Genomic DNA, 21,474 nt, shown 5'->3' on the forward strand with positions numbered 1-21,474 from the left:
GTGGTGGTAGCTTCCACCCGGCCTGGACACCTCCTCGCCCGCATCCTGTGGGAGAGGGAGAGGGAGGGGGAGAGAGCAACAGGCTACGCCAGATCCGCTCCGTTACTTGCAATGACCTTCTTATACCACCAGAACGATTTCTTACGCGTTCTGTCCAGCGTACCGTTGCCCGCGTCATCGCGGTCAACATAGACAAACCCGTAGCGTTTGCTCATCTCGCCCGTGGATGCGGCCACCAGGTCAATACAGCCCCAGGTGGTGTAGCCCATCAGCGGCACACCGTCTTCTATGGCATCGCCCATCGCACGAATATGTTCGCGCAGGTAGCTGATACGGTAGTCGTCATTAATCTCACCGTGTTCATCCATGACGTCTTTCGCGCCGAGGCCGTTTTCCACCAGGAACAGCGGCTTCTGATAGCGGTCGTACATCATGTTCATGGTGATGCGCAGCCCCAGTGGGTCGATCCCCCAGCCCCATTCGCTGACCTGGATGTGCGGGTTGCGCAGGGATTTCACGATATTCGCCGCATTGGTATTACTGGCGTTCATGTCCGCCGACGCGCAGCGCGAGGCGTAATAGCTGAACGACACAAAATCGACGGTGTTTTTCAGCAGTTCATCGTCGCCAGGGTCTTTGACAATCACTACCCCTTTTTCGCGGAACACGCGGGCAGAATAGGCCGGGTAGCTGCCGCGCGCCTGCACGTCGATAAAGAACAGGTTTTCGCGGTCCTTCTCCAGCGCCATCCACACGTCTTCCGGTTTGCAGGAGTAGGGGTAGAAGTTGCCGCCGGCCAGCATGCAGCCGACCTGGTTTTCCGGGTTCACCTCATGGGCGATTTTGGTCGCCAGGGCGCTTGCCACCAGTTCGTGATGCGCGGCCTGATATTTTACCTGATCTTCGTTCTCTCCCTCTTCAAACACCAGCCCCGCGCCGGAGAACGGGCTGTGCAGCATGATGTTGATTTCGTTGAAGGTGAGCCAGTACTTCACCAGACCGTTAAATTCTTCGAAACAGGTACGGGCATAGCGGGCGAAGAAATCGACCATCTTGCGGTTGCGCCAGGATCCATACTCCGTGACCAGGTGCATCGGTACGTCGAAATGACACAGTGTGACCAACGGTTCGATGTTGTATTTTTTGCACTCTTCGAACACTGCGCGGTAGAAGGCAATCCCCTCTTTATTGGGCAGTGGCTCATCGCCGTTCGGGTAGAGGCGGCTCCAGGCAATCGAGGTACGAAATACCGTAAAGCCCATCTCCGCCATCAGGGCGATGTCTTCTTTGTAGCGATGGTAAAAATCAATCGCCTCGTGGCTCGGGTAAAACTCGTCGTCACGCAACGTAAAACGTTTTTCCTTACCGACCTTCACCGCCAGACGATTCGCGCCGTGGGGGATCATATCGACCGTCGTCAGCCCTTTGCCGCCTTCACGGTAAGCCCCTTCACTCTGGTTGGCGGCAAGCGCGCCGCCCCATAAAAATCCTTGTGGAAAAACAGACATCTTTACCTCGCTATAAATTTAGACTTGTGCTGCTTTGGCCTGAACCGGAGCGCTCTGCAGGGCGCGTGCTTTCTCAGCCTCGTCTTCGACCGGGATATCTTCAAAACCTAAAATCAGGGTCAGAACAAACGAGAGCACAACCGCCAGCGCCATGACTCCGAATACCCAGACGATGGTCATCGGGTTGGCCGGATCGAAGAACTGTACGCTGGTAAACAGCCCTGGCGCCGCCATTGAATGGCTGGCAAGACCGGCTATGCCAGCCACTGCCCCGCAGATGAAACCGCTGATAAGGCTCGCAATCAGCGGGCGTTTCAGGCGTACCGCCACACCATAGAGGGCAGGTTCTGAAATGCCTGCCATGATGGCAGAAGCCGCTGCCGCGAGCGCCGTCTGGCGCAGTTCCGGGTTTTTCGTTTTCCACGCCACCGCCAGCGATGAACCGCCGAGCGACAGGTTGGCTCCGATTTCCGACGGCATAACCATTCCCTCTTTGCCCGTCTCGGCAATGGTCTGAATGATCGTCGGCGTAAATACGCGGTGCATCCCGGTCATCACCAGCAGCGGCCAGAGGGCGCCCATAATGGCCACGGAGAGCCAGCCCAGATAGCCGTGAATAGTGTAGACCAGCGCTGAAATCGCGCTCCCGATCCAGATCCCGAGCGGCCCTATCAGCACAATGGCGAGCGGGGCGGCAATCAGAACGATCAGCATCGGTTTAAGGAAGTTTTTCGTGACCGCCGGCGTAATACGATCAACCCAGCGTTCGATGTACGACAGGCTCCAGGTCATCACCAGCGCCGGGATGACCGTGTAGGTGTATTTCACTGCCGTCACCGGAATAAAGGCGAATTCAACGTGCTCGCCCTGTGCGGCTTTCGCCATCAGTTCGATAAAGCCCGGGTGTACCAGCACGCCCGCGATGGCAATCGCCAGCGACATGTTGGTTTTGAATTTCACTGCGGCAGAGGCGGCGACCATCAGCGGCAGGAAGAAGAACGCGCCATCGCCAATCAGCGTCAGAAGGGTGAGCGTCGGTGCCCCTTTTTCCAGGACGCCGGTCATCTCCAGGATCATTGCCAGCAGTTTGACCATTGAACCGCCGATGATCGCCGGGATCAGCGGTGACATGGTGCCGATCAGCGCATCGAGGATCCCGGCACCGATGCGGCGCAGGGGCATTTTCTGCGGGCCTTCCGGTACGGCAGGCTGCAGGTCGGTGGGCAGCAGGCTTACCACTTCGCGGTAGGCCTGAGACACGGTGTTGCCAATGATCACCTGGCACTGGTTGTCGTTGCGGACCACGCCGAGCACGCCGTTAATGCTTTTCAGGCGCGGGGCATCGGTGAGGCTTTCGTCTTTGAGGACGAAACGCAGTCGCGTCATGCAGTGGGTGACGGCGACGATGTTGTCTCTGCCGCCGAGCGCGCTGACAACGTCATTCGCCAGCGCAGCGTAATTTTTGGCCATCGGATGTAATCCTGTTATCGTTGTGAGAAATGTAGGAAACCGGTTCCACATAATCATCAATAGTTTCTTTGAATGAAACAAGATCACATTTTGTACATTTTTTCATTTCGTGATGATGATCACCTGGAGGGGTAAAAAGCGTGATATCGCCGCTGCGACAATTTTTCTGCAGTGCAGTACACTGCGCCCTGGTAGTTTCAAATGGAAGATTACGATGACCACGATGCTTGAAGTCGCGAAGCGGGCAGGCGTTTCGAAAGCGACGGTTTCCAGGGTATTGTCGGGCAATGGCTACGTCAGCCAGGAGACCAAAGACCGGGTGTTTCAGGCGATTGAAGAGAGCGGCTATCGCCCGAATTTGCTGGCACGAAATCTGGCGACCAAACGTACCCAGACGCTGGGTCTGGTGGTCACCAACACCCTTTATCACGGCGTCTATTTTAGCGAACTGCTCTTTCACGCCGCCCGCATGACGGAAGAGAAAGGGCGGCAGCTGATCCTGGCGGACGGTAAGCACAGTGCGGATGAAGAGCGCGAGGCCATTCAGTATTTGCTCGATATGCGCTGTGACGCGGTGATCATTTACCCGCGTTTCCTGAGCGTGGATGAGATGGACGACATCATTGAGAAATGCGAACAGCCGATTATGGTCCTTAACCGCCGCTTACGGAAAAACAGCAGTCACAGCGTCTGGTCAGATCATAAAGCCTCCTGCCAGGACGCCGTGTCGCAGCTGATTCAGAAAGGGCACCGGGAGATTGCGTTTATCACCGGTTCGCTGGATTCCCCCACGGGCGTTGAGCGTCTCTCGGGCTACAAAGACGCCCTGGCACAACACCAGATCCCGCTGCGCCCGTCGCTGATTGCGCAGGGGAAATGGAATCCGGCCAGCGGTGCGGCAGCGGTGTCTGAGCTGCTTTCGCGCGGTGAAACCTTTTCGGCGCTGGTGGCGAGTAATGACGATATGGCGATTGGTGCCATGAAACAGCTGCACGAGTGCGGGATCGCCACCCCGGATGCCGTGTCGGTGATTGGCTTTGACGATGTGGCCATCGCCCCCTACATCGTCCCCTCGCTCTCCAGCGTGCGCATTCCGGTGACGGAGATGATCAAAGAGACCATTAGCCGCCTGATCTTCCTGCTGGATGGCGGTGAGTTTAAGTATCAGCAAACCTTCTCCGGCGAGCTTATCCTGCGTGACTCGGTTATTGACGGGCCTCACCGCTGATGTCGACAGCTGTCATCGTCAGAAGTGACGATGACAGCCCTGCTGTCATTTTATAAACCGCAGAAAATCAACAGGTTAATAATTGGCACGGTTTATGTATATCTCCGCGCAGGACTGTAATGCTGGAGAAGCAGATGAACCGTTTTATTATGGCCGATGCCAGTAAATGCATTGGCTGCCGTACCTGTGAAGTGGCGTGTGTGGTTTCCCATCAGGCGGAGCAGGATTGCGCGTCGCTCACCCCTGATACCTTTTTACCGCGGATCCACGTCATTAAAGGCGTGAATATCTCCACTGCCGCTATTTGTCGCCAGTGTGAGGATGCGCCGTGCGCTAACGTCTGCCCAAACGGGGCCATCAAACGTGAGAAAGGATTCGTGCATGTGATGCAGGAGCGCTGCATCGGCTGCAAAACCTGTGTGGTTGCCTGCCCGTACGGTGCGATGGAAGTCGTGGTGCGTCCGGTTGTGCGCAACAGCGGCATGGGGCTGAGCGTGCGCGCGGAAAAAGCGGAAGCCAATAAATGCGACCTCTGCTACCACCGTGACGCCGGCCCGGCCTGTATGGAAGCCTGCCCGACGCACGCCCTGGTCTGCGTGGATCGTGACAAGCTTGAGCAGATGAGCGCGGAAAAACGTCGTCGTGCCGCGTTCGACACATCATCGTCACTGCTGTTTTAAGTCGCGATGGGCGATAACGGCGTACAGTTGCGGGTGCGCGGCAAGGTGCAGGGGGTAGGGTTTCGTCCCTTCGTCTGGCAACTGGCGCATCAGCTACAGCTGACGGGTGACGTTTGTAATGACGGAGAGGGCGTGCTGGTGCGTCTCGCGGGTAATGGGGGGGCCTTTACCGCGAGGCTGCATCAGGACTGCCCACCGCTGGCACGTATCGATGCTGTCGACAGCCAGCCGTTCACCTGGGCAACGGTGCCGCAGGCGTTCACCATTCGGCATAGCGCGGGCGGAGCGATGGACACCCAGATTGTGCCGGATGCCGCTACCTGCCCGGCGTGCCTGGCTGAAATGCGCGATCCCCGAGCGCGGCGTTATCGCTATCCGTTTATCAACTGTACCCATTGCGGTCCACGTTTTACCATCATCCGCGCCATGCCCTATGACCGCCCGGCCACGTCAATGGCGGCATTTCCCCTCTGTGAACCGTGTGAAACCGAGTACCGCAATCCCGCTGACCGCCGTTTTCACGCGCAGCCGGTAGCCTGTCCGGATTGTGGACCCGAGCTGGAATGGCGCGCGGGCGAGACCGTTGCCACCCGCGAGTCTGCGCTGAGTGCGGCGGTCCACATGCTCAAACATGGCGGGATTGTCGCCATCAAAGGGCTGGGCGGTTTTCACCTTGCCTGTGACGCATCCAACGCACAGGCGGTGGCAACCCTGCGGGCGCGCAAACAGCGCCCGATGAAGCCACTGGCGGTCATGATCCCGCAGGCGGAGGGAGTGCCGGAATCGGTGCAAACGCTGCTGCGCTCGCCTGCAGCGCCCATCGTGCTCACGCCAAAAGTATGGTGTCCTCCGCTTCCTGACGCGATTGCGCCCGGGCTGGACACCGTTGGCCTGATGCTGCCCGCTAACCCACTACAGCATGTGCTGATGATGGACTGCCAGCGCCCGCTGGTGATGACCTCCGGCAACCTCAGCGGGCGTCCGCCGGCCATCACCTGCCAGCAGGCACTGGATGAACTGGGCGACATCGCTGACGGATTCCTGCTGCACAACCGTGACATCCTGCAGCGTATGGATGATTCCGTGATGGATCAGGACGGTATGATGCTGCGTCGCGCGCGCGGTTTTGTGCCGGATGCCATCACGCTGCCCGCCGGTTTCAGCGATGTCCCGGCGATGGTGTGCACCGGTGCTGATATGAAAAATACCTTCTGTCTGGTGCGCGGTAACCAGGCGGTACTGAGTCAGCACTTTGGCGATCTGAGTGACGACGGTGTCGAGGCCCAGTGGCGTTCGGCGCTGTCGATGATGCAGCAGATCTATGCGTTTCAGCCGCAGCGCGTGGTATGCGACGCCCATCCGGGCTATCACGCCCGACAGTGGGCGCAAGCCCAGGCTTTGCCGATCGACACCGTGCTTCACCACCACGCTCACGCGGCGGCATGCATGGCAGAAAACGGCTGGCCGCTTGAGGGCGGAGATGTCATTGCCCTGACGCTGGATGGGATCGGCATGGGCGAAAACGGCGCGCTGTGGGGCGGGGAGTGCCTGCGGGTAAACTATCTCGACTGCGAACGTCTGGGCGGTCTGCCTGCGGTTGCGCTGCCGGGCGGGGACAGGGCTGCCATGCAGCCGTGGCGCAATTTACTCGCCCACTGCCTGGCGTTTGTGCCGGACTGGCAGCAGTACCCGGAAACGCGTGACGTTCAGCGGCAAAACTGGGCGCTGCTGGCTACGGCCATTCAGCGCGGTTTAAACGCGCCGCTGGCCTCATCCTGCGGACGTCTGTTCGACGCGGTGGCCTGCGCGCTCGGCATCACGTCAGAAACCCAGAGCTATGAAGGTGAGGCCGCCTGCCGGCTTGAAGCGCTGGCGGCGCAGTGCCACGACGTTCAACATCCGGTTACGCTTCAGGCTGATAACCTTACGCGCTTCTGGCAACAGTGGCTGAACTGGCAGGCGGAACCCTGCGAGCGGGCATGGGCGTTTCACGATGCGCTGGCGAAAGGGCTGGCGGAGCTTGTCACCTCCCATGCACGGCGACTGGGGCTTTCCACCGTATGCTTCAGCGGCGGCGTGTTACATAACCGTCTGCTGCGCGCGCGACTGCGCCATTACCTCTCAGACTTCACGCTGCTTTTTCCTCATCATCTGCCGTCAGGTGACGGCGCTATCTCCTTCGGGCAGGCGGTGGTTGCTGCCGCCCGGTCATGTTCACAAAGGATGTAAAATGTTACGACTCTTACGCAATGAACCCCGCGCGGCATTTCTGCTGCTGGCTCTGGTAATGGCTAATCTTCTGGCATGGGGCTGGGCATGGCAAACCTTCAGCGGCAGTACGGCGCTGATGGCCGCCAGCCTGCTGGCCTGGTGTTATGGACTCCGTCATGCGGTGGATGCCGACCACATCGCGGCCATTGATACCGTCACGCGTAAGATGATGCAGCAGGGTAAACGCCCATCCGGCGTGGGGGCGTGGTTCTCTCTGGGACACTCCACCATTGTGGTGCTGGCCTCCATTGCCATTGCGGCCACCGCCACGGCGTTTCAGAAGAATATGGCATGGTTTCATGAAACCGGCAGCCTGATTGGCACCGCCGTTTCTGCAACGTTTCTGCTGGCGATGGCGCTGGTCAATCTGGTGATTTTGCGCGGCGTGTGGCGTAATTTTCAGGCGCTGAAGAACGGTCAGGTCACGCGTGACGACATCACGCTTCCGGCATCAGGCGGAGTCATGAACTGGCTGTTTGGCGCAACGTTCCGCCTGGTGAACAAGAGCTGGCAGATGTACCTGGTCGGTTTCCTGTTTGGTCTGGGGTTTGATACCGCGACGGAAATCGGTGTGCTTGGGATTTCAGCCGCCAGCGCGTCAAACGGGATGTCAGTCTGGTCCATCATGATCTTCCCGGCGCTGTTTGCCAGCGGTATGGCGCTGGTCGATACCCTCGACAATCTGCTGATGGTCGGCGCTTACGGCTGGGCGTTTAACAAGCCGCAGCGCAAGCTTTACTACAACATGACCATCACCGGTACCTCCGTGGTGGTGGCGCTGTTTATCGGCGGGCTGGAAGCTCTGGGTCTGTTGATGGATAAATTTGCCCTCAGCGGAGGCTTCTGGGATCGCATTGGCGCAGTTAATGACAACCTCGGTAACGCCGGGTTCGTGGTGGTCGGGCTGTTCGTTGCCTGCTGGCTGATTTCCATGATCAATTATCGCTGGCGCGGCTACGATGCGCTTGTCGTGCGCTCCTGACGCGGCGTCTGAACATCATTGTCGTTATCTGGCTAAACGACGTTGAAAAAAAAGCCCCGGGACATCGGGGCTGTGGACCATAAAATCCAAAGGTTACGTTAGCGTGGCAGGCGAATCAGCGTTAAGCGGGTAATGATTTCAGCAGAGCGAAAGCCTCCTTCATCCGGTCTTCGCTCACCACAAAGGCGCGCATTTGTCCTTCGCTGTCGCACCCACGAGCCACCATTCCCTGAGGTTCAATGGTGAGTTGCCAGTGAAGATCCGGACGCTCGGTTTCGCCTGCCAGGTGTAGCGGGAGTGCCGGCGTTTTTACTTTTACCAGCATGGCGGGTAATTTCAGTGGCGCACTGCCGCCAGACAGGTTTTTCGCCAGGTACATGGCGCTCAGTTGAATGGGCTGCAGGAAGGGCAGGACCTGTCCGTTAATTTCAGCGCAGTCACCCAGGGCGTAAATATCGGGCTGCGTGGTTTGCAGGTAGCTGTCTACCTTCACGCCACGACCTGTTTCCGCGCCGGCGCGATGCGCCAGCGCCGTTTCCGGACGCAGGCCCGTGGCGGCAACCACCACATCCACCTCAACGCTGCGGCTGCGGTCGAGCGTTGCATGAATCCCACTCCCGGTTTTCTTCAGGCTTTGCAGCTGGGATTTCAGCAGCAGATGTACGCCCATATCGGTCAGACGATGCTGTAAGCGACTACTTACTTCTGCGGGCATCAGCGCCGACAAAATGCTTGCCGCATGGTCGACCAGGGTGACGGTTTTGCCCGCCCGGCTAAAATCCATCGCCAGCTCTGTGCCAATCAACCCTGCGCCGACAATCATCACCCGCTTCGCGTCACGCAGCAGGGTTTCACTGGCCTGATACGCCTGCTGGCTGTTGAGGGTGATCATCAGTTCCCGGCCTTCCACCGGAGGTACAAAAGCAGACGCCCCTGTCGCCAGCACCAGTTTGTCGTACTGCCAGGTTTTGTCTTTTGCTTTCACCACGTGGGCGGCGGCGTCGATGTCGGTTATCCAGGTGTGCGGAAATAACCGCAGACTAAACTGTTCCGCGAACGCCCCCGCAGTCTGGCGGGTGAGGTCTTCGGCTCGCTGATTCTGGCTGATAACGTGGCTTAAATCAGGCTTGTTGTACTCGTCCATGCTGTCGGCGGCAATGAGCGTCAACGGCACGCTGGCGTCTTGCTTGCGAATGTTTTTCACCAGCTGGCGGGCGGCAAAGCCCGAGCCGATGATAACGATACCGTGGTTCATTGTGCCTCCGTCGCCAGTTCGTCAAAGACCTCTTTTCCCAGGGAACATTCCGGGCAGAGGAAATTGTCCGGCACGTCGCACCAGGGGGTACCGGGGGCAACATCCTGCAGCGGCTCGCCCTGTGCCGGGTCGTAAATCCACTGGCAGACGCTGCACTGCATGCGAGGGCCACCGTCAGCGACCGCTGCGGCGGGCGCGGGGTTTTTAGCGTTCATGTCGGGGAGCGGCGCGAGCGCCCACTGACGCGCAATGTCACGGCCATGCTGGCGGCACAATTCAAGCGCGTCGATGTCCGGACGCCATTTCGCCTTCAGGCTCATGGACATCTCAAAACCGGCGTCCTGCAAACGTGTGGACAGCCGGTCTACTGCGCCGCCGCTCCAGCCGTGGGAGCCAAATGCGCTGGCCCGTTTATTACGAAAGCGCAGGCCGGTCATCTCTTCTACAAGGCCCGCAATTTTCGGCATCATCACGTTGTTCATCGTGGAGGTGCCCACCAGTACGCCCTTGGAGCGGAAGACGTTGGTCAGGATCTCGTTTTTATCGCTACGCGCCACGTTGAAGATTTTCACCGCCACGTTCGGGTCGACTTCGTTAATACCCTGCGCAATGGCGTCCGCCATCATGCGGGTGTTATTAGACATGGTGTCGTAGAAAAGCGTGATACGGTCTTCCTGATAATCCGCGGCCCATTTGAGGTACAGCTCCACGATCTGGGTGGGGTTTTCGCGCCACACCACGCCGTGAGAGGTGGCAATCATATCCACGGGCAGGTTAAAGCCGAGGATTTCGGTGATTTTTGGCGTCACCAGACGGCTGAACGGCGTCAGGATATTGGCGTAGTAGCGCTGACACTGTTCGAACAGCTCGGTTTGATCCACTTCATCGTTGAACAGGCGTTCGTCACAATAGTGCTGGCCGAAGGCATCGTTGCTGAACAGCACCGTATCGCCGGTCATGTAGGTCATCATACTGTCGGGCCAGTGCAGCATCGGGGTTTCAACGAAGATCAGCTGTTTGCCGTTGCCGATATCCAGCGTGTCGCCGGTTTTGACGGTGTGGAAATTCCACTCCGGGTGGTGATGGTGGCCGTTAATCGAGTCGATGGCGTTGGTGGTGCAGTAAATCGGGGTGTCGGGAATGCAGGACATTAACTCGGTCAGCGCCCCGGCATGATCCTCTTCCGCATGGTTAATGATGATGTAGTCGATATCCGCAAGATCGATTTCACTGCGCAGATTTTGCACGAACTCCCGGCTGAATTTGTGATCGACGGTATCGATGAGCACGTTTTTGCCTTCACGGATGAGATAGCTGTTGTAGCTGCTGCCGCGCAGCGTTTTGTACTCCGTTCCGTGGAAGTCACGCACTTCCCAGTCACGTTGACCAACCCAATGAATGTTATTTTTAACCAGAATAGACATAGCAACCTCAATTAATACGGCGTTTTTCAAATAAGATGTCTAGCCTTTATCAAGTTGCGTGCCAGTTTTTCATGTTGATGTTTTTTATGGTTTTTTAATTTTATCATCCGTAATGGGTAGTCAATATGACTATCTGATTTATGGTCATTGTGACAATATGAATGGTCAAAATGACAGTGAGGCGCAGATGAGCTTTTCCGTGGACGTACTGGCAAAAATTGCCATTGAACTGCAAACCGGTATCGGTCATCAGGACCGTTTTCAGCGGCTGATTTCGACGCTGCGCCACGTGCTGGCGTGCGATGCGTCGGCACTGCTGCGCTACGACGCCCGGCAGTTTATTCCGCTGGCCATCGACGGGCTGGCGCAGGACGTTCTTGGGCGACGCTTCTCCCTGGAAGGCCATCCGCGTCTTGAAACCATCGCCCGGGCCGGTGACGTGGTGCGCTTTCCGGCGGACAGTGATTTGCCCGACCCTTACGACGGGCTGATCCCGGGGCAGGAGAGCCTGAAAGTTCATGCCTGTATCGGTCTGCCGCTGTTTGCCGGACAAAACCTGATTGGGGCATTAACCCTCGACGGCCTGTCGCCGGATCAGTTCGACACCTTTAGCGATGAAGAGCTGCGGCTGATTGCCGCGCTGGCCGCCGGTGCGCTGAATAACGCGCTGCTGATCGAACAGCTGGAGAGCCAGAACATCCTTCCCGGCAGCCCGTCGGCGTTTGAACCGGTGGCACACACGGAGATGATTGGGCTGTCACCGGGGATGGTGCAGCTAAAAAAAGAGATCGATATCGTGGCGGCCTCGGACTTAAACGTGCTGATTTTCGGGGAAACCGGCACCGGTAAAGAGCTGGTGGCGAAGGGCATCCACGAAGCCTCGCCGCGCGCGGTCAACCCGCTGGTGTACCTCAACTGCGCCGCGCTGCCAGAAAGCGTGGCGGAAAGTGAGCTGTTTGGTCACGTCAAAGGGGCGTTTACCGGGGCGATCAGCAACCGCAGCGGCAAATTCGAAATGGCGGATAACGGCACGTTGTTCCTCGATGAAATTGGCGAACTGTCGCTGTCGCTTCAGGCCAAACTGCTGCGCGTCCTGCAGTACGGCGATATTCAGCGCGTCGGCGACGATCGCAGCCTGAGAGTCAACGTGCGTGTGCTGGCGGCAACCAACCGTGACCTGCGCGAAGAGGTGTTGGCCGGGAATTTCCGCGCTGACCTGTACCATCGTCTGAGCGTGTTTCCGCTTACCGTGCCGCCGCTACGCGAGCGCGGCGACGATGTGGTGCTGCTGGCGGGGTTTTTCTGCGAGCAATGTCGGTTACGAATGGGGCTTTCCCGCGTGGTATTAAGCCCCGGTGCGCGAGCCCATCTGATGCGATACGGCTGGCCGGGTAACGTACGCGAACTGGAACATGCGATTCACCGCGCCGTGGTGCTGGCGCGGGCGACACGTTCGGGAGATGAGGTGGTGATCCACGCGCGGCATTTCGCATTGCACGATGATACCGCTTCGTTCGTTACGCCTGCCGCGCCGGAAATGGCCCATGAGAACCTGCGGGAAGCAACAGAAGCGTTTCAGCGTCAGACGATCGCCCGCGCGCTGGAGCAGAATAACCGCAGCTGGGCGGCGTGCGCGCGAGCGCTGGAAATGGACGTCGCCAACCTGCACCGGCTGGCGAAACGTCTGGGACTCAAAGGTTAAATAATCCCGGCCTGGTAGAAATCCTGCAGGTTGATGGCGCCGCACAGCTTGCCGTGCTCATCCACCACCGGCGCGGCGGTGATTTTGCGCTTCATCAGCACCTCTTTGGCTTCGATGGCGCGGCTCTCGGCGTTCAGGGTCAGCCCGCCCCGGGTCATCGCTTCCGAAACCTGGGATTCCAGCTTGCCGCCGCCCACCAGCCAGCGGCGCAGGTCGCCGTCGGTAAACACGCCTTTAACGCTACCGGTTTCATCGCACACCGCCACCAGACCCAGCCCGGTGCGGCTCAGTTCCAGCATCGCATCCATTACGCTGGTGTTGAGTTTGACCTGCGGAATGGCCTCGTCGGTCCGCATCAGATGATGAACTTTATTGAGCAGTCGCGCACCGAGCGCGCCCGCCGGGTGCGAGCGGGCAAAATCTTCTTCGTTAAAGCCGCGTGCCTGCATTACCGCCATTGCCAGCGCGTCGCCCATCATCAGCGTATTCACGGTGCTGGAGGTGGGGGCGAGGTGCATCGGGCAGGCTTCGCGCTCAACGGAGATATCAAGCGTGGCCTTGGCCGCCAGTGCCAGCGGTGAGCGGGATTTACCGGTCATCGCCAGCAGCGCGACCGATTTTTCCTGCAGACGCGGGATGATGAGATCCAGCTCTTTGGCCGAACCGGAGTAGGAGATAAACAGCATCACGTCGCGGCTTTCAATCATCCCCAGATCGCCGTGCAGCGCTTCGGCCGGATGCACGAAGAACGCCGGTGTGCCGGTGCTGGCAAGCGTAGCGGCAATCTTTTTGCCGATATGACCGGACTTGCCGATCCCGGAGACCACCACTTTACCTTCGCACTGGATAATGGTGTTTGCCGCGCGCACAAAATCCTCGCCCAGACGTTCCGGCAGGCGGCTGGCTTCCTGCAGCTCCAGCATCAGGGTCTGGCGGCCTGCGTTTAACAGAAAATCACTCATCTCTCTCTCCGGTTACAATCACGTCGATCCCTTTCTCTTCCAGCGCTTTTTTGAACGCCGGGTCGATACCTGCGTCGGTAATGAGCTTATCGACGCTTTCAAGGCTGCAGACAATGTTGGGACTTTTACGGCCAAACTTCGACGAGTCTGCCATCAAAATCACTTCGCGCGCGGCGTTGCACATCGCTTTGCTGACGCTGAACACCTCGTTAAAGGTCGTCACGCCGGCGTTCAAATCGATACCGTCCGTGCCCATAAAGAGTTTATCAAAGCTGAAGTGTTCAAAGGCGTTTTCCGCCAGTTGACCGTGAAACGACGCAGATTTTTTACGGAACGTCCCGCCGGGCATCAGAATGGTTTGCTCGCTGTCGAATTCCGACAGGGCGTTGACGATGTGCAGACTGTTGGTCATCACCGTGATGTTGTTAAAGCGGCTGAGCATCGGGATCATCTGCAGCACGGTGCTGCCTGCATCAAGGATAATGGAGTCCCCATCATGGATAAATTTTACGGCGGCCTCGGCAATCAGCGCTTTCTGGTGAGTATTGATCAGCGTTTTGTGATCGATAGGCGGGTCGGCTTCATCTTTGTTGAGCATCACGCCGCCGTAGGTTCGGATGACTGCACCAGAGTTTTCGAGCAATACCAGATCCTTTCGTATTGTCGTGCCGGTGGTGTCAAAGTAGTGGGCCAGTTCTTCTACCGAGCATTTTCCCTGCTTTTGCAGATGCTCCAGAATGGCCGCCTGACGCTGACGTGGTTTCATAGGCGCTCAATTCCTTAGGTTGCGAAATGATAATTTCGCAAGCTTATCGCGTTCACAACGAAATTATCCATGTTTCAGATTAAGCGCTAATGATAGAGCATTCTGACAGAGCGAATCATGGGGAAAGATCACATCGGGTTGTAATTCCTGCAGCGATATCCCGTTAATCGCCTGGATTTTCGCCGGGCGGGCAAAAACGGTCATCCCGCGCATGATGAGGGAATCGCAGACCCTATTGTGTTCGTCCAGCGCAATGGCAACCACCACGCGCGGTTTGAAACGCCCGCCGGAACGCCCGACACCCACGCGCCCTTTCTGACACAGGGCATCAAACGCGCGGTTAAACTGGCGAATTTGCCAGCCGCCAAAGATCAGCTGGCACATCCAGGCGATGGCGGCAACGGTAATGAGTGCGGTAACCATACGAGCTCCTTGTTGTTCCCTCTCCCGAAGGAGAGGGGGATACGGGCATCAGCGTGTTCGATCAGAACATCACCTGTCCGCCGGTGACATTAATGGACTGCCCGGTGCAGTAAGAGGCTTTGGGGCTGGCATAAAACAGCAGCATGTTCAGCACGTCCTGATAATCGCAGCCGCGCTTCAGCGGCACTTTGTCGATGTAATACTGCTCCACTTCCTCCTCTTTCAGCCCGAGCTTGGTGGCATATTGCGGCAGCAGGGACTGGAACATCGGCGATTTCAGCAGGTTGCCCAGCATCAGCGAGTGAACGGTAATGCCATATTCGGCCAGATCGAGGGCCAGAGATTGCGTCAGCCCTACGCCGCCAAATTTCGCCGCGCTGTAACCGGAGTTGTGTTTGCTGCCCACTTTGCCCGATTTCGAGTTGATCTGGATGATGCGTCCCTGAATGCCATCGCGGATCATCAGACGGGAAAACTCGCGTGCGCAGAGGAAATAGCCCACCAGGTTAACCTGCAGGGAGCGGTCGAAGTCCCCCAGTTCGAAATCGCTGATAAAGGCCGCTTTGGCTATCCCTGCGCTGTATACCAGCAGGTCGGTACGGCCAAAAATCTCGTCCACGCCGCGGGCCAGCGCCATCACGCTCTGCTCGCTGGTGGCATCAGCACCAAATCCGTAGGCCATCCCTTCACCCAATTCGGTGTTGATGGTGTCCGCCACGCGTGCGGCTTTTTCACTCTGAATATCCACTACCGCCACGCGGTAACCCTCTGCAGCAAGCCCACGGCAGAGGAACTCGCCTAAGGTTTGTCCCCCACCAATGACAACGGCAACCTGACTCATATCTTTCTCCTTAAATTACGCAACAAACTTCAACGTGCAGCCTGGGGTGACAGCCTGCGGAACCGGGCCATCCACATGAACCGTGCCGGGATATTCCGCCTGCGGCTGGCCATCAAAACGCAAAGTGATATGGCCGAGCTCCCGCAGGTTTTGTCCGGCCACGTCGCCGACGGCGGTCACGGCGTAGCGCGCGTCGCCCAACTCGAGCTGGCTCCCGGCCTTCAGCTCGCCGTTCATCTCGCCGTGACAGTGGATAAAGCAAAACTCTTCGATATCCGCGGGCGCACCTTCGCGGAAGGTAATCAGCATCTTGTCGCTGAGCGCATCGGCCGCGCTCTGGCCAATGCGGGTGATGGTGGTCTGGTAAATTATGGTCATCACAGGAACCTCTTATTGGTAAATAAAGCCGGAGACAAACCAGGCAATCAGCACCGTCGGTGCGCCGGTCAGGAAACGGCTGACCAGTACAGACGGCACGCCAACGCGCACGGTGTCCTGGCGCGCTTCTGCCAGCGACAGCCCGACAGGAATGAAATCACACGCCGCCTGGGCATTAATGGCAAACAGGGCGGGCAGAGCCAGATGCGGGGGAATGTTGCCAAGGCCAATCTGCACGCCAATCAGCACGCCGATAACCTGCGCAATGACCGCGCCTGGGCCGAGAAACGGCGACAGCAGTGGGAAGGAGCAGATCAGCGCCAGCGTCACCAGCCCGAGCGGGTGGCTCGCCAGCGGGGCGAGGCCGTGGGCAATCCAGTCGCCCAGACCCGAGGCCATGATGATGCCGATCAGCGCCGAAACGAATGCCATAAACGGCAGAATGGTTTTCAGCACCGTGTCGATGGTGTCGCGCCCGGACTGGAACAGCACGGCCACGGCAGAGCCCATCCCCATTCCGACTTTTGCCAGCAGGCCGTCACTCTGTTCGGTGATTTTTTTACTCGTGTCGTAATCACGCGGGGCCGCTTTCTGAGGGGCAGCAGACCCCTGTGCCAGGTGAATGTTTTCCTCCTTCACGCCGGAGACATAAATGTCCTCCAGGATGTACTGCGCCAGCGGACCTGATTTACCGGTGGAATGGATATTCACGGTAGGAATACGCCGCTTGGGGTAGATGCCGCAGCGCAGCGTGCCGCCGCAGTCGATCACCGCCACACCAATTTCCGCTTCAGGCGGTTCGCCCTCTTTGAAGCCGTCGACCGCTTCCCAGCCGGTCAGCTCACGCAGTTTGTCGACAATGGCCGGACGTGTGCCTGCGGTGATATAGACGATTTTTTTGCCTTCAGTGGCGTCGAATTCCAGCGGGCCGCCCCAGCCGCCCGTTCCTTTTTCAATACGAATACGGCTCATGCTGCGGCTCCTGAAAGATGGACTTTCTGTTCAAGCTGGATACCCATTTTCTTCTCGAAAATGGCGGTGGTGAGGTCCGTGACCCAGCCGCGGAAAAAGTTGGTGACCAGACCGACCAGCAGATAACTCACCGCCAGCGGACCGAGCGGCAGGCCAAGCGTGGTCAGGCCGCTGGCAATGCCCAGATAGACAAACAGCTCGCCGGGGTTGATATGCGGGAACAGGCCATTCATGGAGTGGCAGCTGTAGGAGGCTGCGGCGTAATAGCTGGGCTTGTATTTTTCAGGCATAAAGCGGCCGAGGCTCAGCGTCATCGGATTGCAAAAAACAAACGTGCCGATGAAGGGCAGAACCAGGTAACGGGACAGCGGATTGCCGGCGCAGCGCTGGGCAAAGCGTTCAATGCGTTGCTGGCCGATAAAGTTAATCAGCGCGTTCATGATGACCAGCAGGCTAATCAGCAGGGGCAGGATCCCGGTCACCATGCCGGTGAACACTTCTCCGCCTTTCTGAAACAGCCCGATGAACCACTCGGCGCCGTGGGTGATGGTTTCTATCATTCTTCTCTCCTGTGGGGCTTTTTTGTTTTTGTATAACCGAGGCTAATAATAATCACTTTGAAAGGTTTTAAAGTGTTAATTAGATCTCACAATGAAAGAAAAATGGATTATTTTGAAAGTTAATTGCCGACGGGAGTCTTGGGTGGACGAAAATCGCACAGATTTGCGATGGGGAGCGTAAAGATTTGGTGGGGGAGGTGCGTACCACTTCCTTGAGGTGTTGCGGATGCTTTACCATACTGGGTTCTTATCGAACCCGTTAAATGGATGTCACATGTTCAAGCGTCGTTATGCAGCGTTGTTACCTGCGCTTATTCTGCTGTCTGCCTGTAGTAGCAAACCCAAGACCGAAGCCGTGCAGCAAACGGCTGGCGCGCCTTCCGGAGGATTCCTGCTGGAGCCGCAGCATAATATGATGCAGATGGGCGGCGACTTTGCGAATAACCCGGCGGCCGAGCAGTTCATCGATAAAATGGTGAGCAAACACGGTTTTGACCGCCAGCAACTGCATGAAATTCTGTCGCAGGCGAAGCGACTGGATTATGTTCTGCGTTTGATGGATCGCCAGGCACCGACGGCTCAGGTACCGACCGGGCCAAATGGCGCATGGCTGCGTTATCGCAAACAGTTTATTACGCCGGATAACGTGCAAAATGGCGTGGTCTTCTGGAACCAATATGAAGATGCGCTGAACCGTGCGTGGCAGGTGTATGGCGTACCACCTGAAATCATCGTTGGGATTATCGGCGTGGAAACCCGCTGGGGCCGCGTGATGGGCAAAACCCGTATCCTCGATGCGCTGGCGACGCTCTCCTTTAACTACCCGCGTCGCGCTGAATATTTCTCGTCTGAACTGGAAACCTTCCTGCTGATGGCGCGCAATGAACAAGATGATCCGTTAGATCTCAAAGGCTCGTTTGCCGGTGCGATGGGCTACGGCCAGTTTATGCCGTCCTCCTATAAGCAATATGCCGTCGACTTTAACGGAGATGGTCATATCAACCTGTGGGATCCGGTGGATGCCATCGGCAGCGTGGCGAACTACTTTAAAGCGCACGGCTGGGTGCCGGGCGGTCAGGTGGCGGTGCAGGCTAACGGCCAGGCTCCAGGGCTTGAGAACGGCTTTAAAACCAACTACAGCGTTTCGCAGCTGGCCGCTGCAGGCTTAACGCCAACGCAGCCGCTGGGAAATACGCAACAGGCGAGCCTGCTGCGTCTGGATGTCGGTACGGGTTATCAGTACTGGTACGGGCTGCCTAACTTCTACACCATCACCCGCTATAACCACAGCACTCACTATGCGATGGCCGTATGGCAGCTGGGGCTGGCGGTGTCACAGGCGCGCGTGCCTGCCGCGTCGCCGTTCAGTCAGTAACGCTTGATGTTCAACCCTCTTCCACCGGGAGAGGGTTGGGCTGATATCCAGAAACATTTCGCCACACTCCCGTTAATCTTCGCTCATTTACATCCGCATTATCTTTCATTATTGTTATGTTATAACATTAGATGTGGTGATGAGATGTCTACTTCCTTTTTTTCTCTGTCTGCGCCGGTCCGGCTTCTGATGGCGCTGGCGCTGATTGTCTTTATCGGACTGGCCGTGTGCTGGGCGGTGGCATTGCCATGATTGTAATGAACCAACTTACGGCGGGTTACGACCGCGAGCCGGTCACGCGTCCTCTGTCCGGGGTGATTGAATGCGGGAGCATGACCGCCATCCTCGGGGCCAACGGCTGCGGTAAATCAACGCTTCTGAAAACCCTCGCCGGGTTTATCCCGCCGGTAAGCGGCCGTTTTCACTGGCAGAAAAAACGCCCGGTAATGGGCTGGCTGGCACAGCGTCATGCCCTGGAGGCGCAATTTCCGCTAACCGTGCAGGATGTGGTCAGCATGGGCTGCTGGCCTGAAGCATCGCTTTTTTCTGGCCTTCGCCGTGAAATGCGGCTGCGCATTGCCGGCGCGCTTGAGCGGGTGGGGCTTGGAACGATGGCGCTAACGACCATTGATGAGCTCTCCGGCGGTCAGTTTCAGCGCATGCTGTTCGCGCGGGTATTAGTGCAGCAGGCACCGCTGGTCATGCTCGATGAGCCCTTTACCGGCGTTGATGAAGCCACCTGCAATGTGCTGATGGACCTGATGCTGGAAATGTATATGCAGGGGCAAACGGTGCTTGCGGTGCTGCACGACAGCGAGCGTGTATCGCGCCACTTCCCGCAGACGTTACGGCTGGACGCTGACATTCCCCAGTGGAAAACCGAGCGGGTGAGGGTGGCATGATCTGGCATATCTTTTTTCAGCCTTTTATTGAGTATGGCTTTATGCGCCGCGCGCTGGTGGTTTGCCTGGCGTTGTCCGTCAGTACCACTGCTCTGGGCGTTTTCCTTCAGCTGCGCCGGATGAGTCTGATGGGCGATGCCCTCTCTCACGCCATTTTGCCCGGTGTCGCGGTGGGGTATTTGCTCAGCGGTATGTCGCTGCTGGCCATGAGCGTGGGAGGCTTTATTGCCGGTATTACCGTGGCGCTGGTGGCCGGGCTGGTCAGCCGTCGAACGCCGCTTAAAGAGGACGCCAGTTTTGCCGGGTTCTATCTTGGCTCGCTGGCGCTGGGCGTCACGCTGGTATCACTGCGCGGTTCGAGCGTCGATCTTCTGCACCTGCTGTTTGGCTCCATCCTGGCGGTGGATAACGATGCCGCGCTGTTTGTGGCAGGCGTATGCATGTTCACCCTTATCACGCTGGCGATTTTCTACCGTGGGCTGGTGACCGAGGCCTTTGACACCGCCTGGCTGCAGGTAAACGCCCGCCATGTTCCCGGCTTATTACACGGCCTGTTTCTGGCGCTGCTGGTGCTTAACCTCGTTGCCGGTTTTCAGGTGCTTGGCACGTTGATGGCGGTCGGGCTGATGATGCTCCCTGCGGTAGCGGCACGCTGCTGGGCACGCACCTTACCCGGACTGCTATTGATGGCGGGTATCAGCGGTATTTTCTGCGCGTGGCTCGGACTCAGTCTCTCCTGGGCCGCCAGCCTGCCCGCGGGGCCGTCCATCGTACTTACCGCCAGCGCGCTGTTCTTTATTTCCATTTTATTTGGCACGCGCAGCAGGCTGGCTGGCAGCCTGCGTGCGCTTTTTTAACGCAAGGGGAAACGATGAAACGTACGGGATTCGTAGTGGCGCTCGCGCTGGGGATGATGTCGCAAACGGTGATGGCGAAAACGCTCAATGTGGTGACCAGTTTTTCCATTCTGGGGGATATGACCCGGGAGGTGGGCGGTGACCATGTGAACGTCACGACGCTGGTGGGGCCGGACGGCGATCCGCATACCTTCGAGCCCTCGCCAAAAGATAGCGCGGCGCTAAGCAAGGCAGATGTTGTGGTGGTCAATGGTCTGGGACTGGAAGGGTGGCTGGATCGCCTGGTGAAAGCCTCCGGGTTCAAAGGCCAGCTGGTGGTGGCGTCGCGTGGTGTGCAGACGCATACCCTCGAAGAAGAGGGCAAAACCGTCACTGACCCGCACGCCTGGAACAGAGCGGCGAACGGGGCGCTGTACGCGCAAAATATTCTCAACGGGCTGGTGAAAGCCGACCCAGAAGATAAAACCGCGCTGGAAGCGACCGGAAAACCGTACATCGCGCAGCTTAAGCAGCTGGATAGCTGGGCCAAAACGCGTTTTAGCCAGATCCCGCTGGTGAAACGTAAAGTGCTGACCAGCCATGACGCGTTCGGCTATTTCAGCCGCGCCTACGGGGTGACGTTTATGGCGCCCCAGGGGTTGTCGTCAGAGAGCGAGGCCAGCGCGGCACAGGTCGCTGAGATCATTAATCAGATTAAAGCGGACGGCGTGAAAACCTGGTTTATGGAAAACCAGCTCGACCCGCGGCTGGTTAAACAGATTGCTACAGCCACCGGCGCGCAGCCGGGAGGCGAGCTTTACCCGGAAGCGCTCTCGGCAAAAGGGGGCGTGGCAGAGACCTACGTTAAGGCGTTCCGCCACAATGTGGATACCCTCGCTGACAGCATGAAATAATCCTCGCCACCGCCGGTGCGCTCGC

20 protein-coding genes are annotated in these 21,474 nt (G+C 58.0%); 9 read left to right on the forward strand and 11 right to left on the reverse strand.

Features of this window, described 5'->3' with window-relative positions; genetic code table 11:
- Positions 1 to 83: 83 nt before the first annotated feature.
- Positions 84 to 1,508 (reverse strand): 6-phospho-beta-glucosidase, encoded by a 1,425-nt coding sequence (locus QRN24_RS11515; RefSeq protein ID WP_020883838.1) that lies wholly within the window; start codon positions 1,506 to 1,508, stop codon positions 84 to 86.
- An 18-nt stretch (positions 1,509 to 1,526) separates the two neighbouring features.
- Entirely contained in the window at positions 1,527 to 2,978 is a 1,452-nt protein-coding gene (gene ascF, locus QRN24_RS11520) for a PTS cellobiose/arbutin/salicin transporter subunit IIBC (RefSeq protein WP_284942727.1), read from the reverse strand.
- A 214-nt stretch (positions 2,979 to 3,192) separates the two neighbouring features.
- On the opposite strand from ascF, the gene QRN24_RS11525 reads away from it, so the two are divergent.
- The 4 genes from QRN24_RS11525 (at position 3,193) to QRN24_RS11540 (ending at position 8,139) form a co-directional block, all read left to right on the forward strand.
- The gene (locus QRN24_RS11525) at positions 3,193 to 4,206 is read left to right on the forward strand and encodes a LacI family DNA-binding transcriptional regulator (RefSeq protein ID WP_284942728.1); all 1,014 of its coding nucleotides are present in this window, start codon (positions 3,193 to 3,195) and stop codon (positions 4,204 to 4,206) included.
- 134 nt (positions 4,207 to 4,340) lie between these two features.
- Positions 4,341 to 4,886 carry an electron transport protein HydN gene (gene hydN / locus QRN24_RS11530; RefSeq protein WP_023308960.1) on the forward strand — a complete coding sequence of 182 codons (546 nt, stop codon included), beginning with the start codon at positions 4,341 to 4,343 and terminating at the stop codon, positions 4,884 to 4,886.
- Positions 4,887 to 4,892: 6 nt separating this feature from the next.
- Entirely contained in the window at positions 4,893 to 7,115 is a 2,223-nt protein-coding gene (gene hypF, locus QRN24_RS11535) for a carbamoyltransferase HypF (RefSeq protein WP_284942729.1), read from the forward strand.
- A 1-nt stretch (position 7,116) separates the two neighbouring features.
- Entirely contained in the window at positions 7,117 to 8,139 is a 1,023-nt protein-coding gene (locus QRN24_RS11540) for a HoxN/HupN/NixA family nickel/cobalt transporter (RefSeq protein ID WP_063213980.1), read from the forward strand.
- 121 nt (positions 8,140 to 8,260) lie between these two features.
- Here QRN24_RS11540 and norW read toward each other — a convergent pair whose 3' ends face one another.
- Complete coding sequence (norW, locus tag QRN24_RS11545; RefSeq protein ID WP_181216128.1) at positions 8,261 to 9,394, reverse strand: NADH:flavorubredoxin reductase NorW; 1,134 nt, start codon at positions 9,392 to 9,394, stop codon at positions 8,261 to 8,263.
- Positions 9,391 to 10,818, reverse strand: coding sequence for an anaerobic nitric oxide reductase flavorubredoxin (gene norV / locus QRN24_RS11550; RefSeq protein WP_284942730.1), 1,428 nt, complete (start codon positions 10,816 to 10,818; stop codon positions 9,391 to 9,393). The genes norW and norV overlap by 4 nt, the downstream gene beginning before the upstream one ends.
- 187 nt (positions 10,819 to 11,005) lie before the next feature.
- Between norV and norR the strand changes: the two genes are divergently transcribed.
- Positions 11,006 to 12,520 carry a nitric oxide reductase transcriptional regulator NorR gene (gene norR, locus QRN24_RS11555; RefSeq protein ID WP_025203385.1) on the forward strand — a complete coding sequence of 505 codons (1,515 nt, stop codon included), beginning with the start codon at positions 11,006 to 11,008 and terminating at the stop codon, positions 12,518 to 12,520.
- Here norR and gutQ read toward each other — a convergent pair.
- The 7 genes from gutQ to srlA form a co-directional block, all read right to left on the reverse strand.
- Positions 12,517 to 13,482, reverse strand: a complete 966-nt coding sequence (gutQ, locus tag QRN24_RS11560; protein WP_020883846.1) for an arabinose-5-phosphate isomerase GutQ — start codon at positions 13,480 to 13,482, stop codon at positions 12,517 to 12,519. The two genes, norR and gutQ, sit on opposite strands and share 4 nt — an antisense overlap.
- The gene (srlR, locus tag QRN24_RS11565; RefSeq protein ID WP_014171348.1) at positions 13,475 to 14,248 is read right to left on the reverse strand and encodes a glucitol operon DNA-binding transcriptional repressor SrlR; all 774 of its coding nucleotides are present in this window, start codon (positions 14,246 to 14,248) and stop codon (positions 13,475 to 13,477) included. Before srlR ends, gutQ begins: the two co-directional genes overlap by 8 nt.
- Positions 14,249 to 14,311: 63 nt before the next feature.
- Positions 14,312 to 14,671, reverse strand: coding sequence for a transcriptional regulator GutM (gutM, locus tag QRN24_RS11570; RefSeq protein ID WP_020883847.1), 360 nt, complete (start codon positions 14,669 to 14,671; stop codon positions 14,312 to 14,314).
- Between the two features lie 61 nt (positions 14,672 to 14,732).
- The gene (gene srlD / locus QRN24_RS11575) at positions 14,733 to 15,512 is read right to left on the reverse strand and encodes a sorbitol-6-phosphate dehydrogenase (RefSeq protein ID WP_014171346.1); all 780 of its coding nucleotides are present in this window, start codon (positions 15,510 to 15,512) and stop codon (positions 14,733 to 14,735) included.
- 15 nt (positions 15,513 to 15,527) lie between these two features.
- On the reverse strand, positions 15,528 to 15,890 hold the full coding sequence (srlB, locus tag QRN24_RS11580; RefSeq protein ID WP_148576635.1) for a PTS glucitol/sorbitol transporter subunit IIA: 363 nt from the start codon (positions 15,888 to 15,890) through the stop codon (positions 15,528 to 15,530).
- Positions 15,891 to 15,902: 12 nt separating this feature from the next.
- Positions 15,903 to 16,862 (reverse strand): PTS glucitol/sorbitol transporter subunit IIB, encoded by a 960-nt coding sequence (gene srlE / locus QRN24_RS11585; protein ID WP_014171344.1) that lies wholly within the window; start codon positions 16,860 to 16,862, stop codon positions 15,903 to 15,905.
- A complete protein-coding gene (srlA, locus tag QRN24_RS11590; protein WP_014171343.1) occupies positions 16,859 to 17,422 on the reverse strand; it encodes a PTS glucitol/sorbitol transporter subunit IIC in 564 nt (187 codons plus the stop codon). Before srlA ends, srlE begins: the two co-directional genes overlap by 4 nt.
- 274 nt (positions 17,423 to 17,696) lie before the next feature.
- Between srlA and mltB the strand changes: the two genes are divergently transcribed.
- From mltB to QRN24_RS11610, 4 genes are all read left to right on the forward strand, one after another.
- Entirely contained in the window at positions 17,697 to 18,797 is a 1,101-nt protein-coding gene (mltB, locus tag QRN24_RS11595) for a lytic murein transglycosylase B (RefSeq protein ID WP_025203388.1), read from the forward strand.
- 248 nt (positions 18,798 to 19,045) lie between these two features.
- The gene (locus QRN24_RS11600; RefSeq protein ID WP_025203389.1) at positions 19,046 to 19,699 is read left to right on the forward strand and encodes a metal ABC transporter ATP-binding protein; all 654 of its coding nucleotides are present in this window, start codon (positions 19,046 to 19,048) and stop codon (positions 19,697 to 19,699) included.
- Positions 19,696 to 20,556 (forward strand): metal ABC transporter permease, encoded by an 861-nt coding sequence (locus tag QRN24_RS11605; protein ID WP_020883852.1) that lies wholly within the window; start codon positions 19,696 to 19,698, stop codon positions 20,554 to 20,556. Before QRN24_RS11600 ends, QRN24_RS11605 begins: the two co-directional genes overlap by 4 nt.
- A 14-nt stretch (positions 20,557 to 20,570) precedes the next feature.
- A complete protein-coding gene (locus QRN24_RS11610) occupies positions 20,571 to 21,449 on the forward strand; it encodes a metal ABC transporter substrate-binding protein (RefSeq protein ID WP_284942731.1) in 879 nt (292 codons plus the stop codon).
- Positions 21,450 to 21,474 lie beyond the last annotated feature (25 nt).

Source organism: Enterobacter sp. MEB024, from assembly GCF_030209635.1.
GTDB lineage: Bacteria > Pseudomonadota > Gammaproteobacteria > Enterobacterales > Enterobacteriaceae > Enterobacter > Enterobacter ludwigii.

What these genes read in the sequence shown, in the direction of transcription:
- QRN24_RS11515 (WP_020883838.1), bottom strand. Translation starts at nt 1,508, where the DNA reads ATGTCTGTTTTTCCACAAGGATTTTTATGGGGCGGCGCGCTTGCCGCC.
- ascF (WP_284942727.1), bottom strand. Translation starts at nt 2,978, where the DNA reads ATGGCCAAAAATTACGCTGCGCTGGCGAATGACGTTGTCAGCGCGCTC.
- QRN24_RS11525 (WP_284942728.1), top strand. Translation starts at nt 3,193, where the DNA reads ATGACCACGATGCTTGAAGTCGCGAAGCGGGCAGGCGTTTCGAAAGCG.
- hydN (WP_023308960.1), top strand. Translation starts at nt 4,341, where the DNA reads ATGAACCGTTTTATTATGGCCGATGCCAGTAAATGCATTGGCTGCCGT.
- hypF (WP_284942729.1), top strand. Translation starts at nt 4,893, where the DNA reads ATGGGCGATAACGGCGTACAGTTGCGGGTGCGCGGCAAGGTGCAGGGG.
- QRN24_RS11540 (WP_063213980.1), top strand. Translation starts at nt 7,117, where the DNA reads ATGTTACGACTCTTACGCAATGAACCCCGCGCGGCATTTCTGCTGCTG.
- norW (WP_181216128.1), bottom strand. Translation starts at nt 9,394, where the DNA reads ATGAACCACGGTATCGTTATCATCGGCTCGGGCTTTGCCGCCCGCCAG.
- norV (WP_284942730.1), bottom strand. Translation starts at nt 10,818, where the DNA reads ATGTCTATTCTGGTTAAAAATAACATTCATTGGGTTGGTCAACGTGAC.
- norR (WP_025203385.1), top strand. Translation starts at nt 11,006, where the DNA reads ATGAGCTTTTCCGTGGACGTACTGGCAAAAATTGCCATTGAACTGCAA.
- gutQ (WP_020883846.1), bottom strand. Translation starts at nt 13,482, where the DNA reads ATGAGTGATTTTCTGTTAAACGCAGGCCGCCAGACCCTGATGCTGGAG.
- srlR (WP_014171348.1), bottom strand. Translation starts at nt 14,248, where the DNA reads ATGAAACCACGTCAGCGTCAGGCGGCCATTCTGGAGCATCTGCAAAAG.
- gutM (WP_020883847.1), bottom strand. Translation starts at nt 14,671, where the DNA reads ATGGTTACCGCACTCATTACCGTTGCCGCCATCGCCTGGATGTGCCAG.
- srlD (WP_014171346.1), bottom strand. Translation starts at nt 15,512, where the DNA reads ATGAGTCAGGTTGCCGTTGTCATTGGTGGGGGACAAACCTTAGGCGAG.
- srlB (WP_148576635.1), bottom strand. Translation starts at nt 15,890, where the DNA reads ATGACCATAATTTACCAGACCACCATCACCCGCATTGGCCAGAGCGCG.
- srlE (WP_014171344.1), bottom strand. Translation starts at nt 16,862, where the DNA reads ATGAGCCGTATTCGTATTGAAAAAGGAACGGGCGGCTGGGGCGGCCCG.
- srlA (WP_014171343.1), bottom strand. Translation starts at nt 17,422, where the DNA reads ATGATAGAAACCATCACCCACGGCGCCGAGTGGTTCATCGGGCTGTTT.
- mltB (WP_025203388.1), top strand. Translation starts at nt 17,697, where the DNA reads ATGTTCAAGCGTCGTTATGCAGCGTTGTTACCTGCGCTTATTCTGCTG.
- QRN24_RS11600 (WP_025203389.1), top strand. Translation starts at nt 19,046, where the DNA reads ATGATTGTAATGAACCAACTTACGGCGGGTTACGACCGCGAGCCGGTC.
- QRN24_RS11605 (WP_020883852.1), top strand. Translation starts at nt 19,696, where the DNA reads ATGATCTGGCATATCTTTTTTCAGCCTTTTATTGAGTATGGCTTTATG.
- QRN24_RS11610 (WP_284942731.1), top strand. Translation starts at nt 20,571, where the DNA reads ATGAAACGTACGGGATTCGTAGTGGCGCTCGCGCTGGGGATGATGTCG.